This window comes from Streptomyces sp. NPDC047515, assembly GCF_040643055.1.
In the GTDB taxonomy this organism is placed as follows: Bacteria; Actinomycetota; Actinomycetes; order Streptomycetales; family Streptomycetaceae; genus Streptomyces.
In genome coordinates this window covers 23,217-36,529 of the sequence record NZ_JBEYTM010000036.1, presented here as the reverse complement: position 1 = coordinate 36,529, position 13,313 = coordinate 23,217, and the positions used below count along the sequence as shown (strand labels likewise).

15 protein-coding genes and 3 pseudogenes are annotated in these 13,313 nt (G+C 71.3%); 7 read left to right on the top strand and 11 right to left on the bottom strand.

What is annotated here, in order from left to right:
• Both ABZ826_RS26120 and ABZ826_RS26115 read left to right on the top strand, forming a co-directional pair.
• Positions 1-783 carry an oxidoreductase gene (locus ABZ826_RS26120; protein WP_361452953.1) on the top strand — a complete coding sequence of 261 codons (783 nt, stop codon included), beginning with the start codon at positions 1-3 and terminating at the stop codon, positions 781-783.
• Entirely contained in the window at positions 780-2,147 is a 1,368-nt protein-coding gene (locus tag ABZ826_RS26115; protein ID WP_361452950.1) for a nickel-dependent hydrogenase large subunit, read from the top strand. The genes ABZ826_RS26120 and ABZ826_RS26115 overlap by 4 nt, the downstream gene beginning before the upstream one ends.
• Before the next feature lie 91 nt (positions 2,148-2,238).
• Here the strand turns inward: ABZ826_RS26115 and ABZ826_RS26110 are convergent, their stop codons facing one another.
• Positions 2,239-2,520 (bottom strand): dsRBD fold-containing protein, encoded by a 282-nt coding sequence (locus tag ABZ826_RS26110; RefSeq protein WP_361452947.1) that lies wholly within the window; start codon positions 2,518-2,520, stop codon positions 2,239-2,241.
• 283 nt (positions 2,521-2,803) lie between these two features.
• Here ABZ826_RS26110 and ABZ826_RS26105 point away from each other — a divergent pair.
• Both ABZ826_RS26105 and ABZ826_RS26100 read left to right on the top strand, forming a co-directional pair.
• Positions 2,804-2,989: pseudogene (locus ABZ826_RS26105) on the top strand (Tn3 family transposase); the annotation flags it as partial.
• Positions 2,989-3,291: pseudogene (locus ABZ826_RS26100) on the top strand (PadR family transcriptional regulator). The pseudogenes ABZ826_RS26105 and ABZ826_RS26100, both read left to right, overlap by 1 nt.
• Positions 3,292-3,295: 4 nt before the next feature.
• Here the strand turns inward: ABZ826_RS26100 and ABZ826_RS26095 are convergent.
• Complete coding sequence (locus ABZ826_RS26095) at positions 3,296-4,555, bottom strand: APC family permease (RefSeq protein WP_361452944.1); 1,260 nt, start codon at positions 4,553-4,555, stop codon at positions 3,296-3,298.
• A gap of 331 nt (positions 4,556-4,886) precedes the next feature.
• Between ABZ826_RS26095 and ABZ826_RS26090 the strand changes: the two genes are divergently transcribed.
• From ABZ826_RS26090 to ABZ826_RS26080, 3 genes and pseudogenes are all read left to right on the top strand, one after another.
• A complete protein-coding gene (locus ABZ826_RS26090) occupies positions 4,887-5,120 on the top strand; it encodes a recombinase family protein (protein ID WP_361453084.1) in 234 nt (77 codons plus the stop codon).
• Between the two features lie 17 nt (positions 5,121-5,137).
• Positions 5,138-5,287 (top strand): annotated as a pseudogene (locus tag ABZ826_RS26085) (recombinase family protein); the annotation flags it as partial.
• Positions 5,288-5,385: 98 nt separating this feature from the next.
• Positions 5,386-5,607, top strand: coding sequence for a hypothetical protein (locus tag ABZ826_RS26080; RefSeq protein ID WP_361453093.1), 222 nt, complete (start codon positions 5,386-5,388; stop codon positions 5,605-5,607).
• 43 nt (positions 5,608-5,650) lie between these two features.
• Here ABZ826_RS26080 and ABZ826_RS26075 read toward each other — a convergent pair whose 3' ends face one another.
• From ABZ826_RS26075 to ABZ826_RS26035, 9 genes are read right to left on the bottom strand one after another with little or no spacing between them, the layout of a single operon-like run.
• Positions 5,651-6,286: a V-type ATP synthase subunit D gene (locus tag ABZ826_RS26075; protein WP_361452941.1), complete on the bottom strand. Its 636-nt coding sequence runs from the start codon at positions 6,284-6,286 to the stop codon at positions 5,651-5,653.
• Positions 6,283-7,662 (bottom strand): V-type ATP synthase subunit B, encoded by a 1,380-nt coding sequence (locus tag ABZ826_RS26070; protein WP_361452938.1) that lies wholly within the window; start codon positions 7,660-7,662, stop codon positions 6,283-6,285. The genes ABZ826_RS26075 and ABZ826_RS26070 overlap by 4 nt, the downstream gene beginning before the upstream one ends.
• Entirely contained in the window at positions 7,659-9,392 is a 1,734-nt protein-coding gene (locus tag ABZ826_RS26065) for a V-type ATP synthase subunit A (protein WP_361452935.1), read from the bottom strand. The genes ABZ826_RS26070 and ABZ826_RS26065 overlap by 4 nt, the downstream gene beginning before the upstream one ends.
• Entirely contained in the window at positions 9,389-9,913 is a 525-nt protein-coding gene (locus tag ABZ826_RS26060; RefSeq protein WP_361452932.1) for a hypothetical protein, read from the bottom strand. Before ABZ826_RS26060 ends, ABZ826_RS26065 begins: the two co-directional genes overlap by 4 nt.
• Positions 9,910-10,131 (bottom strand): V-type ATP synthase subunit F, encoded by a 222-nt coding sequence (locus ABZ826_RS26055; protein ID WP_361452929.1) that lies wholly within the window; start codon positions 10,129-10,131, stop codon positions 9,910-9,912. Before ABZ826_RS26055 ends, ABZ826_RS26060 begins: the two co-directional genes overlap by 4 nt.
• Positions 10,132-10,133: 2 nt before the next feature.
• Entirely contained in the window at positions 10,134-10,556 is a 423-nt protein-coding gene (locus ABZ826_RS26050) for an ATP synthase subunit C (RefSeq protein ID WP_361452926.1), read from the bottom strand.
• A complete protein-coding gene (locus ABZ826_RS26045) occupies positions 10,553-11,959 on the bottom strand; it encodes a V-type ATPase 116kDa subunit family protein (RefSeq protein WP_361452923.1) in 1,407 nt (468 codons plus the stop codon). The genes ABZ826_RS26050 and ABZ826_RS26045 overlap by 4 nt, the downstream gene beginning before the upstream one ends.
• Entirely contained in the window at positions 11,946-12,830 is an 885-nt protein-coding gene (locus ABZ826_RS26040; RefSeq protein ID WP_361452920.1) for a hypothetical protein, read from the bottom strand. The genes ABZ826_RS26045 and ABZ826_RS26040 overlap by 14 nt, the downstream gene beginning before the upstream one ends.
• Before the next feature lie 14 nt (positions 12,831-12,844).
• Positions 12,845-13,219 (bottom strand): hypothetical protein, encoded by a 375-nt coding sequence (locus ABZ826_RS26035; protein ID WP_361452917.1) that lies wholly within the window; start codon positions 13,217-13,219, stop codon positions 12,845-12,847.
• Positions 13,220-13,313: the final 94 nt, after the last annotated feature.

The window sequence follows — 13,313 nt, the reverse complement described above, 5'->3', positions numbered from 1 at the left end:
ATGACCGCGAGTGACCGACCCAGACTCGCCGTGTGGAAGTTCGCCTCCTGCGACGGATGCCAGCTCACCATGCTGGACTGCGAGGACGAACTCCTCGGCATCGCCGAGAAAGTGGAGATCTCCCACTTCCTGGAGGCTTCCAGTGCCGACGCACCGGGCCCGTACGATCTGTCACTGGTCGAGGGATCGGTCACCACCCGGCAGGACGCCGACCGGATCCAGCAGATCCGGGCCGTCTCCAGGAGATTGGTGACCATCGGGGCGTGCGCGACCGCGGGCGGCGTCCAGGCGCTGCGCAACTACGCGAACGTCGCCGACTTCCAGGCCGCCGTCTACGCCAGACCGGATTACATCGAGACGCTCGCCACCTCCACACCCATCAGCGCCCACGTTCCCGTGGACTTCGAGCTGCGCGGCTGCCCCATCGACCGCGGCCAACTGGTGGAGGTCATCACCGCCTACCTGGCCAGCCGTAAACCGGACGTACCCGCGCACAGCGTCTGCTTCGAATGCAAGCAGCGCGGCACGGTCTGCGTGACGGTGGCCCACGGCACGCCCTGCCTGGGGCCGGTCACCCACGCCGGATGCGGGGCGCTCTGCCCTGCGTACGGACGAGGCTGTTACGGCTGCTTCGGCCCGTCGAACTCGACCAACTTCCCTTCGTTCATCCCCCTTCTGCGCCGCGACGGCATGGACACCCTCGACGTGGTGCGAGTGCTGCGCACCTTCAACACCGCCGCTCCCGAGTTCGACGCGGCCTCCCGGAAGGAACTGGAAGGGTGACCCACCGCGGCTCAAGGGTGTTGCACGTCGGATCGCTCGCCCGCGTCGAGGGTGAGGGCGCGCTGTACCTGCGCACGGACGGCGCCGAGGTCACTGAGGCCCGACTGGCGATCTACGAACCTCCGCGCTTCTTCGAGGCGTTCCTGCGCGGACGTTCCTACACCGAGCCGCCCGACATCACCTCCCGGGTGTGCGGGATCTGCCCGGTGGCGTACCAGCTGAGCGCCTGCCGCGCGGTCGAGGACGCCTGCGGCGTCGTCGTGGAAGGACAGCTGGCCGCGTTACGGAGACTGCTTTACTGCGGTGAGTGGATCGAGAGCCAGACACTGCACATCCACCTCCTTCACGCGCCCGACTTCCTCGGCTGCGACAGCATCATCGACATGGCCCGCACCCGACGTGCCGACGTCGAACGCGGCCTTCGGCTCAAGCAGGCCGGCAACGCGATCATGGAGCTGCTGGGCGGCCGGGCTATCCACCCGGTCAATGTGCGACTCGGTGGTTTCCACCGCATCCCGACCGCGAACGAACTGCGCCCGCTGGCCGAGCGGTTGCGCCGGGCCCGCGACGACGCGGCCCAAACCGTACGCTGGGTGGCCGGCTTCGAGTTCCCCGACGCCGGATGCGACAACGACCTGTTCGCCCTGTCCGAGCCCGGCACCTACGCGATCGAGTCCGGCACCCCGACCGTCATGCCCGCGCCGCACACCGCCGGTCTACCGCCCGGATCCGACCGCGCGCTGCCCCTCCGTACCTTCGGGGCCCGTGAGTTCGGCGCCCACGTCGCCGAGAGCCAAGTGCCCCACTCAACTGCCCTCCACTCCCTGCTGGACGGCCGCCGCCATCTCACCGGCTCACTCGCCCGATACGCCATCAGCGGCCGCTGGCTGTCGTCGATCGCTCTCCACGCCGCCCACGACGCCGGACTCGGCGACCCCCGGCAGGGCACAGTCTGCCGGAACCCCTTCCGCAGCATCATCGTCCGAGCAGTCGAGGTGCTCTACGCAGCCGACGAGGCACTGCGCATCATCGACTCCTACGAACCCCCACCGCGCCCCTACGTCGACGTGCCCGCACGAGCCGGAACCGGGCACGGTGCAACCGAGGCGCCGCGCGGCCTGCTCCACCACCGCTACACCCTCGACGCCGAAGGGACCGTCACCGACGCCGGCCTGGTCCCGCCGACCGCGCAGAACCTCGGCGCGATCGAGGAGGACCTCCGCGGCATCGTGCAGGAACGCCTGGGAGGCGGCGACCCCACCGATGCGGAGCTGACCGCCTTGTGCGAACGGGCGATCCGCAATCACGATCCGTGCATCTCATGCTCGGCCCACTTCCTCGACCTCACCGTCGAGCGAACCTGAAACGGCTGCTGACGCCCCCCACTGAGGATTCGGACGTCTGGCGGAAGCACCACGGCCCAGAGGGCGGCTGTTCTCAAGTTCGTTCATCCGTTCACCCCGGGGCGGCGAGGTCGCTCGACGCGGCGTCCGTACTTCCGGCGCGGAGCAGCTGATTGCCGAGGTCGATCAGGGCCCGGCCGGCAGCGTACTCGTCGCCGATCTCGGGGACGGGTGCGTCGTGAGGGTTGCGCTGGGCGGAGGTACGGCTCTGAAGGATGGCGTCACCGGTGTCGAGGATGGCATGAACCTTGGTGAGGTCACTTTCCTCGAAGAGGTCCAGACGCACGCTCCACTGCTTGGTGCGTGGCTTCTCGGTGCTGGTGTGCCGGGTCATGGCCAGGTACTTCCTTCCGCTGAGTACTCCAGGCTGCCTGGGAGGCGTGCCGCCGTCGATTGGCGGCACGTCGCTTCGCCTGCGAGGAGAAGCGGCAACCGCCTCCTCGACCTGCTGAGGACTCCAGCCTGCGCCGTGCGGGTCGTCCCCGGCTTGGGCCTACCGGACCACAAGGCGTGCCGGCCGGGTCCGCTCGGTACGCCTCGCGGCCTGTCCCGCTGGTACTACATCCTGCGGGCGCGAGTCCGGAGGCCGGTGCCGCACGCTGCCTTTCGCACCTGCGGTGGTCGGCGTTTCGGCTCTGTTCTCGTACAGCCGCTACGGCCAGGTGGCGTGTGGACCCAAGCACCCGACCGACCAGGCGATCGAGGAGCTGGGCCGCGCGGTGCGCACTGCGTTCGTCTGCGACTACCTCGCCGACGTCGAAATGCGCCAGGAGATCCATGAAGGGTTGCAGGTAGTGGAGAACTGGGACCCCGCGAACAACGGCTGCACATCCTGCACCATGCGGCCCAGGAGGAGATCCACGGCGCGTGGATGGCCCAGGAGCTGGCCGGTCACGGCTACCAGATCGGCCCCGGACCCTGTACCCGACGCTGCACCGGCTGGAGGCGGACGGACTGCTCGTCTCCGAGCAGAGGGTGGTCGAAGGCCGCACCCGCCGGGTGTACCGGGCGACGGAGGCCGGGCGGGTGGCGCTGGCCGAGGACCGGCGGGCGTTGGGCAGAGCCGGCCCGTGAGGTTCTGCCCGCCGACCGGTCCCTCCCGTAGCCGTTCAAGTGCGGGTGGCCGCCTTCCGCAGGCCGTAGACGGCGGCGCCGAACGCGATCACCACCGCCCCGGTCAGCACGGAGGCCAGTGGCAGGGCGAAGGCCAGGACCACGCATCCGGCGGCTCCGATGACAGGCACGATCCTCGGCGGACGGCCCTCGGTGAGGGTGAAGGCAGAGGCGTTGGCGATGGCGTAGTAGGCCAGCACGCCGAAGGACGAGAAGCCGATCGCCCCGCGCACGTCCACAGTCGCGGCCAGCACCGCGACGACAACCCCGACGGTGAGTTCGGCACGGTGGGGAACCTGGAAACGCGGGTGGACGGCGGCCAGCGCGTGCGGCAGGTGCCGGTCGCGGGCCATCGCGAGGGTGGTGCGCGAGACGCCGAGGATCAGTGCCAGCAGGGAGCCCAGCGCGGCAATCGCGGCCCCGACGCGCACCACGGGCACCAGGGCGGGGGCGCCGGCGGTACGGACGGCGTCGGTCAGCGGGGCGGTGGCATGCCCCAGGCCGCCGGGCCCCAGCACGGTCAGGGCGGTGATCGCGACGGCCGAGTACACGGCCAGGGTGATGCCGAGCGCGATCGGGATCGCACGCGGGATGGTGCGGGCCGGGTCGCGGACTTCCTCGCCGAGGGTGGCGATGCGCGCGTACCCCGCGAAGGCGAAGAACAGCAGCCCGGCCGCCTGGAGTACCCCGCCCGCGGTCGCGTCCGTGCCGATGTCCAGCCGCGCGGTGTCGGCTACACCACGGGTCAGGCAGACGGTCACCACTGCGGCGAGCACCGCCAACACGACGGCGACGATGCCGCGGGTCAGGAGTGCGGACTTCTGGACCCCGGCATAGTTCACGGCGGTCAGCGCCACCACTGCGGCGACCGCCACCGCGTGCGCCTGGTCCGGCCACATGTAGAAGCCCACCGTCAGGGCCATCGCCGCACAGGAAGCAGTCTTGCCGACCACGAAGGCCCACCCGGCCAGGTAGCCCCAGAAGGCCCCCAGGCGCTCACGGCCGTAGACGTAGGTGCCGCCCGAGGCCGGGTAGCGGGCGGCCAGCCGGGCAGAGGACATCGCGTTGCAGTACGCCACCACCGCCGCCAGCGCCAGACCGAGCAGCAGCCCGGACCCCGCCGCGCCGGCGGCCGGGGCGAGCGCCGCGAAGATACCCGCGCCGATCATCGAGCCGAGTCCAATCATCACGGCGTCGAACACCCCCAGACGTCGCTTCAGCTCCCCGGTGCCCGCAGCGGCTGCCGACGTGTCCATCACTCACTCCCCATATGATGGCCGCACCGGCCGAACAGAAACGGATTGCGATATCGGCGCACGGTATAGGGCGAGGGTGTCGAGCTGGAGGCGAGGAGGGGGACACGGCGTCGTCGCGCACTGCGATTCGCAGAAACGACCCTTTCCCGGAGCAAGATCAACAGCGCCCCATGGAGGCGGCCCGGATCGCCGTTTCACTGTCACAACTCGTTCTCACTCAAAAGTGGAACCGGGCATGTTGCTGGAATGAACTGCCCCGGCGCGCGAAACTTTTGCGGGTACCGACACCCGCCGCTCCCCGGCCAGCCTTGGCGGCCAGGCGTCCCGGTGCCTGCACCCCGTTGACCCGGACACTCCCAGCGCGGACATCCGCATCGGGTACGCCCGCTGTCCCAACCTCACGCAGGAGCTCCAGTCGCAGTTCGACGCGCTCGCCGAACGCGGCATCTCCCGGGACAAGATCTTCGCCGAGAAGATCAGCACGCGAGTGCGGGTCCGCCCGCAGTTCGAGGCCGCGCTCGCCGCCGCCCGCGAGATCAAGGCCCACGCCCCCACTGCCGGGTGATCTTCACAGTGAACGAGATGAAGAGGCTCGGGCGGGATGCCGCAAAGCTGACCGCGCTCGCCGACCACCTCACCGCGCACGGCCTGGTGCTGGAGATACTGGCCGGGATCTACGACCCCACCGGCCCGGGCCGCCTGCTGTTCGGGTTCTTCGCCGCGATGGCGGAGACCGAGCGGGAGGACATCCGGGAGGCGGCTCTCGAAGGGCTGGACGCCGCGGCCCGCAGGGCAAGCACGGCGGACGGCCGCCGGTCATCACCGACGACATGCTCCACACCATGCTCCGCCGCGCGAATGGCGAGATCGTCGAGACGATCCAGCCCGACCTGTTCATCCCCACCGGCCGCCGCAAGGGCCAAAACCCGAGTCTGTCGAGCATTTACCGGGCGCTCGCCGAGCACGAGAAGATCCAGGCGTATCCGGAGGCCATTACTCAGGCCCACGCCGACTTCGCCGACCTTCAGCAGCGTGGCCACAGCCCAGAGTAGTTACTCAGCGCTACATGCCACCTGGCCGTAGCTCAGGGCCGTTTCATCGGGAGCGCGGTCCTTCTTCCCGGCGCACGCCGGAGGCCCAGCATCGCCGGACGGCGTCCTCGTGTTCGCTCTCTTCCAGGGCGAGCTCGGTCCGGGCGAGTGCCTCGCGCAGATTCGGGATCCAGTGGCGTTGCAGGGCGCGGACCCGTTGGCGGGTGCTCAGCACCTCCGCGCCGATGATGCGGACGGCGGCTGCGGCAACGGCGTGCTCTGCGGCCGCCCGGACCACATCTCGGTACGCGGCCTCCGCGTGCACCAAGGCGGTGTTGGCCGGTGCGGCAGTGGTAGGGGGGCGCGCGGGCATGGTGCAGGAGGCGTCCTCCGGGTACCGGGCGCCCATGGAGCTGGTCCAGCGGGCCACTACATCGGTTCGGTCCAGTGCTACCGCCGCCGCCTCCAGGGCCCCCTCCCCGCTCAGCAGGAGACCGCGCACCAGCCAGGTTTCGGCCTCCTTCACCCGCTCGTGCCAGACCTGCGCGGCGGCTTCCTCGGCCTGTCGCAGACGCTGGTGCTCGGCGCGCAGGATGCGGAGCTTCTGCTCGAGGAGGTCCGCGCCGCGCTCGGCGACGTCCAGGCTGTGCCGAAGACGGAGGCGTCCGGCACGTCCGGGCGGGACGTGAAGGGTGCTCACGGCCCTGCCCCGTGAGCGTCGAGCAGGGCGGTCGGCAGCATGGCGAGCTGACTGCGGGGCAAGGTGAGGAGCACCTGCCAGGCGCGGTCCAGGGTCTGGTCCAGGGTGCGCAGTTCGTCGGGTCGCTGATCCACGAAACGGTGCAGGAAGGCCTGGTCGAACTCCAGGTACCGGCGGTCGGCCGGGCTCAGGGCCGTCTCCCCGACCAGGTCGGTGAGTTCGCGGACCTGGCGGGCGCGGGCGAGCGCGGCCAGCAGTTGCGCCGCGACGTCGAGATGGTCGTCGCGAGTGCGGCCGGGCCCGGCACCCTTGCGCATCAGCCGGGAAAGCGAGGAAAGCGCGTCCACAGGGGGGTACACACCCTGGGCGTGGGTCGCGCGGGAGAGGACGACCTGGCCTTCGGTGATGTACCCGGTCAGATCGGGAACCGGGTGGGTGATGTCGCCCGCGGGCATGGTCAGCACAGGTAGGACCGTGACGGAGCCCGGCCGGCCCTGGATCCGCCCGCAGCGCTCGTAGAGGGAGGCGAGGTCGCTGTAGAGGTAGCCGGGGTAGGCGCGACGCGCCGGGATCTCGCCACGCGCCGCGGACACCTCGCGCAACGCCTCCGCATAGCTGGTCATGTCCGTCATCACCACGAGGACGTGCCTGCCACCGTCGAACGCGAGGTTCTCGGCGACGGTGAGTGCCAGACGCGGGGTGAGGATCCGCTCGATGACTGGTTCATCAGCCGTGTTGAGCAGCAGCACCAGCTCGTGGGCGGCGGAGCGCCCCTCCAGGGCATCTCGGACGAAGGAGGCATCGGCGTGGGTGAGCCCCATACCCGCGAAGACCACGCAGAACGGCTCGCCACCAGTGGTGGACTGCGAGGCGATCTGCACGGCCAGCTCCAGATGGGGCAGACCGGCGACGGAGAACACCGGCAGCTTCTGCCCGCGCACCAGTGTGGTGAGCCCGTCGACGGCGGCGACACCGGTGAGTACGGGCTCTCCGGGTGGCTGCCGGCTCACCGGGTTGATCGGGGTGCCACCGACAGCCGCGGTGGTTGTCCCGAAGACCGGGGGCCCGCCATCGGCCGGCTCGCCGCGGCCGTTGCAGACCCGGCCCAGCCAGCCGGGGCCGACCGGGATGCGCAGCGGCCCTCCGGCGAAGGCCATCCGCACGCGTGCGGGATCCATGCCGGCAGTGTCCTCCAGGACCTGCACCACAGCGACTTCGCGGTCAACTTCCAGCACGAGGCCGTGCCGTTGCTCGCCGGACTCCAGGGTGACCCGGACGAACTCGTCCCAGCCGACCCCGCTCACCCCTTCCACGACGGCGAGCGGGCCGCGCAGCTCGCGGATGGCCGTGTACTCGACCTCGCCCCAGGCGGTCACATCAGCTCCCGCAGTACGGCGAGCACGGCGTCCCGCCGCAGGGCCACGCCCGCAAAGTCGTGCGGGCCGACTTCCTCTCGGGCGCGCAGCAGGGGGCCGAAGTCCGCCTCCTCGATGGAGCCTGCCGGCACACCGGCCTCGGCCTGCTCCCGGCACCGCGCGATGACTGTGAGGACCGCTTCGGCCAGCGCAGAGGTCTTCTCCGGACCGCAGTAGGCGTCCCGGTCGGACAGGGCACTCTGCTGGAGGACCCCTTCGCGCACCAGTCGGCCGCCGAGCACGCTGACGCGTTCCTGGCCGGGGAGTGCGGTGATGCCGACCAGGTCGACGAGATCGGTGAGCCGGTCGGCCTCCGCCAGCAGGGAGCTGATCTCTGCCCGTCTGCCCGGCCATGCCGGGTCGCCGGCCTCCGCGTGCCCGGCCGCGAGGGTGTCGGCGTCGCGCGAGAAGGAGCCCGCCCAGGAGATCGCCGGGTAGCGGCGGGCGTAGGCGAGCTCGCGGTCGAGCGTCCACAGGCAGCGTACGAAGCGCTCGGTGTGGGCGGTCACCGGCTCGGCCATGTCCGCCCCGGGTGGGGAGACCGCGCCGATCACGGTGACCGAGCCCCGGTCACCCCCGAGGGTGGTCACCGCACCGGCGCGCTCGTAGAACGCGGCGATCGCCGAGGCGAGACCCGCCGGATAGCCCTCCTCGGCTGGCAGGGCGCCGGTGCGGGAGGCGAACTCGCGCAGCGCCTCGGCCCACCGCGACGTGGAGTCGGCGATGACCACTACATCGCGCCCCATGTCCCGGAAGTACTCGGCGACCGTCGCACCGGTGTAGATGCTGGCCTCCCGGGCCATCATCGGCATGTTGGAGGTGTTGGCGATGACCACCGTGCGCTCGATCAGTCGGCCTCCGGTGCGGGGGTCCGCGAGCTCGGAGAATTCGGCGATGACATCGGCCATCTCGTTGCCGCGTTCGCCGCAGCCGACGTAGACGATGACATCGGCGTCGCACCACTTGGCGATCTGCTGGAGCAGCAGGGTCTTGCCGGTTCCGAATCCGCCGGGGACGGCTACCGTGCTGCCCCGGGCGACGGGGAAGAGAAGGTCGATCGCACGCTGACCGGTGTGCAGCGGCTGGCGGGCGTCGAGGCGTTCACGCACGGGGCGCGGCCGGCGGATCGGCCAGTCGGCGGTCATCCGGACCTCGGTGCCGCCGACGACGGCCAGAGTTGCGTCCTGGGTGTAGTTCCCTTCCGGGACGATCTCCTCCACCGGGCCGGTGCAGCCGGGCGGTGCCAGGATCCGAGTCTGCACAGGACCCGTCTCCCGGACCTCGCCGAGCGCCTGCCCCCCTGTCACCCGATCGCCGACTTCCACGGCAGGGGTGAACCCCCAGGTACGCGCCTCGTCCTCGCTTCCCCCGCTTCCGGGCAGCAGCCAGTCGCCAGAGCCCGACAGCGGGCGGAGCAGGCCATCGAAGATCCCGCCGAGCAGCCCGGGGCCCAGTCGCGCCGACAGCGGGCTGCCCCGGGGGCGGGCGCGGTGTCCGGGCGCCAGGCCACCGGTGTACTCGTACGCCTGGACGGTCACCACGGTGTCGGTGATCGCCACCACCTCGCCGGGCAGGCTGGCCTCTCCGAGGGAGACCAGGTCGTTCATGGCGGTGTCTCCGGTGTACTCCAATTCGACCAGCGGTCCCGCGACCCGCAGGATCGCGGGACCGGCTCGGGGCGAGCCGGTCATGGCGCCCACAAGGCTTCCGTGTCCGCGCCCAGGCGGTCGAGTGCACGGGCGGCGAGGGCGTCCAAAGTGAAGTCGGCCCGCCGACTTGTAGCGTGGGCGATCACCCCGCCACCGGGCTGTTCCGCAACGGTGGCGTCGGGACCGAGGAGCTGCCGGGCCCGCCGCTCCAACCTGTCACGCAGGCCGGGGTAGTCCGCCGTGTACCGCAGGGCCCGGAAGCGTTCCGTCACCTGGCGGCGGAGCTCCTCGTATGCTTCCCGGCGGGTAGCCTGCTCGCAGGCCCTGGCATTCCGGCGGGCCCGCAGCAGTTCCGCAGCTCCGGCTGCAGTGCCCTCTGCCGCACCCTCACGGTGGGCCTGTTCCACGATCTCCTCGGCCTCGTTCCTGGCGCGTTCGAGCACCGTCTCGGCATCGCGTGCGGCCTGGACGATCAGTGCTTCGGCGTCGGCCCGGGCCGAGCGCAGCAACTCGGCCCGTACCGTCGCGAGGGCGTCTGCCTGGTCAGCGGCCGGTGTCGTCATGCCGGCATCACCGCGATCAGGGGCCGTGTGCTTTCCAACTGTGTCCGGCTAAGCACTTCGGCTGCGGCCGGGGTGACGATCACCAGCGTGACCTCGTCCGACACGCTCTGCCAGGCCCGGCGTACCGCCTCCGGGTCCTCTGCGACGAGGACGCTCACCCCGGCCAGCGACAGCCCGGCCACCCGTGCCCGTGTTCCGATGGCTACCACCCGGCCCATAGTCAGGCCTTGCCCAGCAGCAGGACCGCGACCACCAGCCCGTAGATGGCGATTCCTTCGGCGAGTCCGACGATGACCATCGCCCGGCCGAACAGCTCGGGACGCTCGCTCATGGCGGCCAGCGCCGCCGCTCCGGTGTAGGCGACGGCGATCGACGCACCGATCGAGGCCCCTGCCACCGCGATCGCGGCGCCGATCAGAGCGGCGGACCCGGCACCGGACCCGGCAGCGGCCGTGCTGGACGCCGCCGCCCGCGCCGCGCCGCCGCTGAGCGCGACGATCAGCACAGCGAGCGCACCGACGAACAGCAGCACGTCAGCGGCGATGATCAACCGGAGGGCGGCGCGGCCGTGCCGGCGCGCCAGCCGGCGGGTGACGGTAAAGATCAACGCGAGGGCGGGAAGCGCGATGAGCCAGGCGATCACGGTGCCACCTCCGTGTGGTGCGTGGGCACATGCCAAGGGCGGAAGGGACGGCCCCAGGTTTCGAAGACCCGGGAGAACAGCTCGTAGAACTCCAGCCGCAGGGCCTGTACCCCGGCGACCAGCGCCTCCAGTGAGAACGCCAGGGCATTGCCGACGGTGAAGACGGCCGCCGCCCCTATCAGCCCGCCCGGACCCATGTGGGCCAGTGCGGTCGTTCCCCGCCACACGACGGCGCCGAGCGCCGCGTGCGTCAGCCCGAAGGCGGCCAGCCGCGCGAAGGAGATGGTGTTCGAGAAGATCCGCACCACCGAGTCGAAGAGCTGGACCGCGGTCTGCATCGCACCGGCGACACCGCCCCCCGAAGCGGTGAACAGTCCCGAGGCGGCCAGCACGAGACCGCCAGCCGCGATCACGGTTCCCGTGAGGGTGAGGTACGTGTGGTGCAGATACCCACCTGCGGCGAGGCCGACGAGGCCGAGGAAAAGGGCCGAACCTGCGATGCCGGAGACCGCGTACAGCGCCCGCGCCGGGCCGCCCTCCCGCCAGCGGTTGACGATTCCCGCGCCGTACGCCAGCGCGAGCAGTACTGCGCCGATTCCGCCGGCGGCCGCGAGCAGCTGTTCGGGATGGTCCAGAGGGGCCAGCCACAGTACGGGAAGGACCTTCGTCGGACCGAAGAACTCGCCATAGGCGAAGCCGAACGCGATGCTCGTGACCCCGGCCCCCGCGACGAAGGGCCACATCGCACGGAGCCGCACCAGCCTGCGGGGGCGGCCGGTCCGCAGCAGGAGCGCCACCAGAAGCAGCAGCGTGCCGTGCCCCGCGTCGCCGAACATCATGCCGAACATCACCACGTACGCGATCCCGGCCGGCCACGTCGGGTCGACATCGACGTACGGCACTGTCCCGTAGGTGCGCACCAGCGGCGTGAACGAACGGTGCACCGGTCCGGTGCTGCGCAACAGGGTCGGCGGGTCGACGCCCCGCGGTGCTGTCAACGCCACGAGCGCGCCGCCGAGTTCGGCCACCCGCCCGGCCGTCGCCGGTACCTTGTCGGCTGGGCACCAGCCGGCCAGGGCCACCACGTTTCCGCGCCGCACAGCGCTGCCGGAACGCTCCTCAAGCTGTGCCTCGCCCGCCAGCAGATCCGCGTGGCCCTCGTGTTCGAGGGCGTCGAGGTCGGGAGGGTCGGCGGAGAGCATCGCTCTCGGCGGCTCGGCGCGCAGAAGCTTCAGTCGACGCGCGGCCGGTCCACGCTCTCCCTGCCCGGAGCCGTCGGCCCGGTCGATCTCGACGCACCCGGCGTCCGCGAGCCGCACCAGCGTCTCCCGGAGTGCCTCGCGCGGCGCGACGATCGCCACCCGTTGCATGCGGACCGGTGTCACGGCCTCAGCCCAGCGCATCGAAGGCCTCCAGCTCGCCGCCCCGTGCGGCCGACTCCAGCGCCGCCCGTACCCGCCAGGCGTCCGTCGAGAGCACCGCGACAGCACCGAGGACCGGGGCGGTGTCCAGGCGCGAGCCGCGCAGCAGCGCGGAGCCGTCCTTCTCGACCCGTGTCCACCAGCGCGCCTCGGCTCGCCAGAGGTCGGCCGACTCGTCGATACCGTCCACCGCCCAGCGCGCCGTGCCCGGCATCTGCCGACGGAAGTCGGCGAAGGTGGCGGCGCGCAGGACTCCGGGGCCGAGGACCCGGGCAGCGCGCCGACCGGACGGTTCCGTCAGCGGACGCCCGTGAACGAACAGCTCACGGGCGACCAGCAGGGCAAGACGTCCTGCTGCCCAGGACACCGCCTCCGGCACGGCCCCCGCTGTGCGGGTAGCGGCAGAGATCCGCATGCCGATGCCCACCGCAGCCGCCGAGTCGTCCCCGGGATCCCCCCACGCACAGGAGGTCAGCGCGGCCCGCAGTTCGGCCGGGGACCGGCTTTCGGCCAGCCGAGGCCAGGCCGTCGCCAACCCGCCGAGCCGGTACGAGCCCGGCCTGTCGGGGGCCGAGCCTGACAGCACCCGAAGGTGTTCCTCCACGTTGGAGATCTCGAAGCCGGCCGCCAGCAGGCGGACCGCGCCTGCCCCTTGACGCGGCAGCCAGCCCGCGAGCACCCGCAGATGCCACAGCAGGGTGGCCGCTACGGACCGCTGCGCGGCAGCCAGCCCGGCGTCCGCGTCGAGCGCGCGCCGGTACGGCGTAGCCGCCAGTTGTCCGAGGGCGTCATCGAGTGTGGCTGCGGCGGCGACTTCCCGGGCCGCGCGGACTCCCAGACGGCGCGATGACATGGCTCTGGCCCGGGTCACCCCCGCGACCCATCCCGCTGCCACCGAGACCTCCCCCCGGCGCGTTCCCCTGCGGGCACCACCGAGTCGCCGATCTGTCCGATGTCCGCCAGCGTGCGGTCGACGAGGGAAGCCATGCGCTGCTGCGCTCGGCGCTTCAGCAGTGCGACTGTGTGCTCCGACTCCGCGAGACACTCCGCCGCCTCGGTCTTGGCCAGGCCGTAGGCATGCGCGGCGCTCTCCGTCCGCACCTCACGGGCGCGGACGCGAGCCAGCCTCACGATCCCCTCGGCCTTGTCGACAGCGGCCCGTCGGTTCTGTTCCGCCTGCTGAGCGGCCGCTTCGCGGATCTGTTGTGCCTCGGCCTCGGCTTGACCCAGGTGCGAGAGCACTGGGCCCAGTTCAGCTGTGAGGTCCGCCGAACGATCTGCGGGCACACCCGTTGTGGCTGCCGGGCCCGGCGAGCCAGCCGGACGAAACCGCATC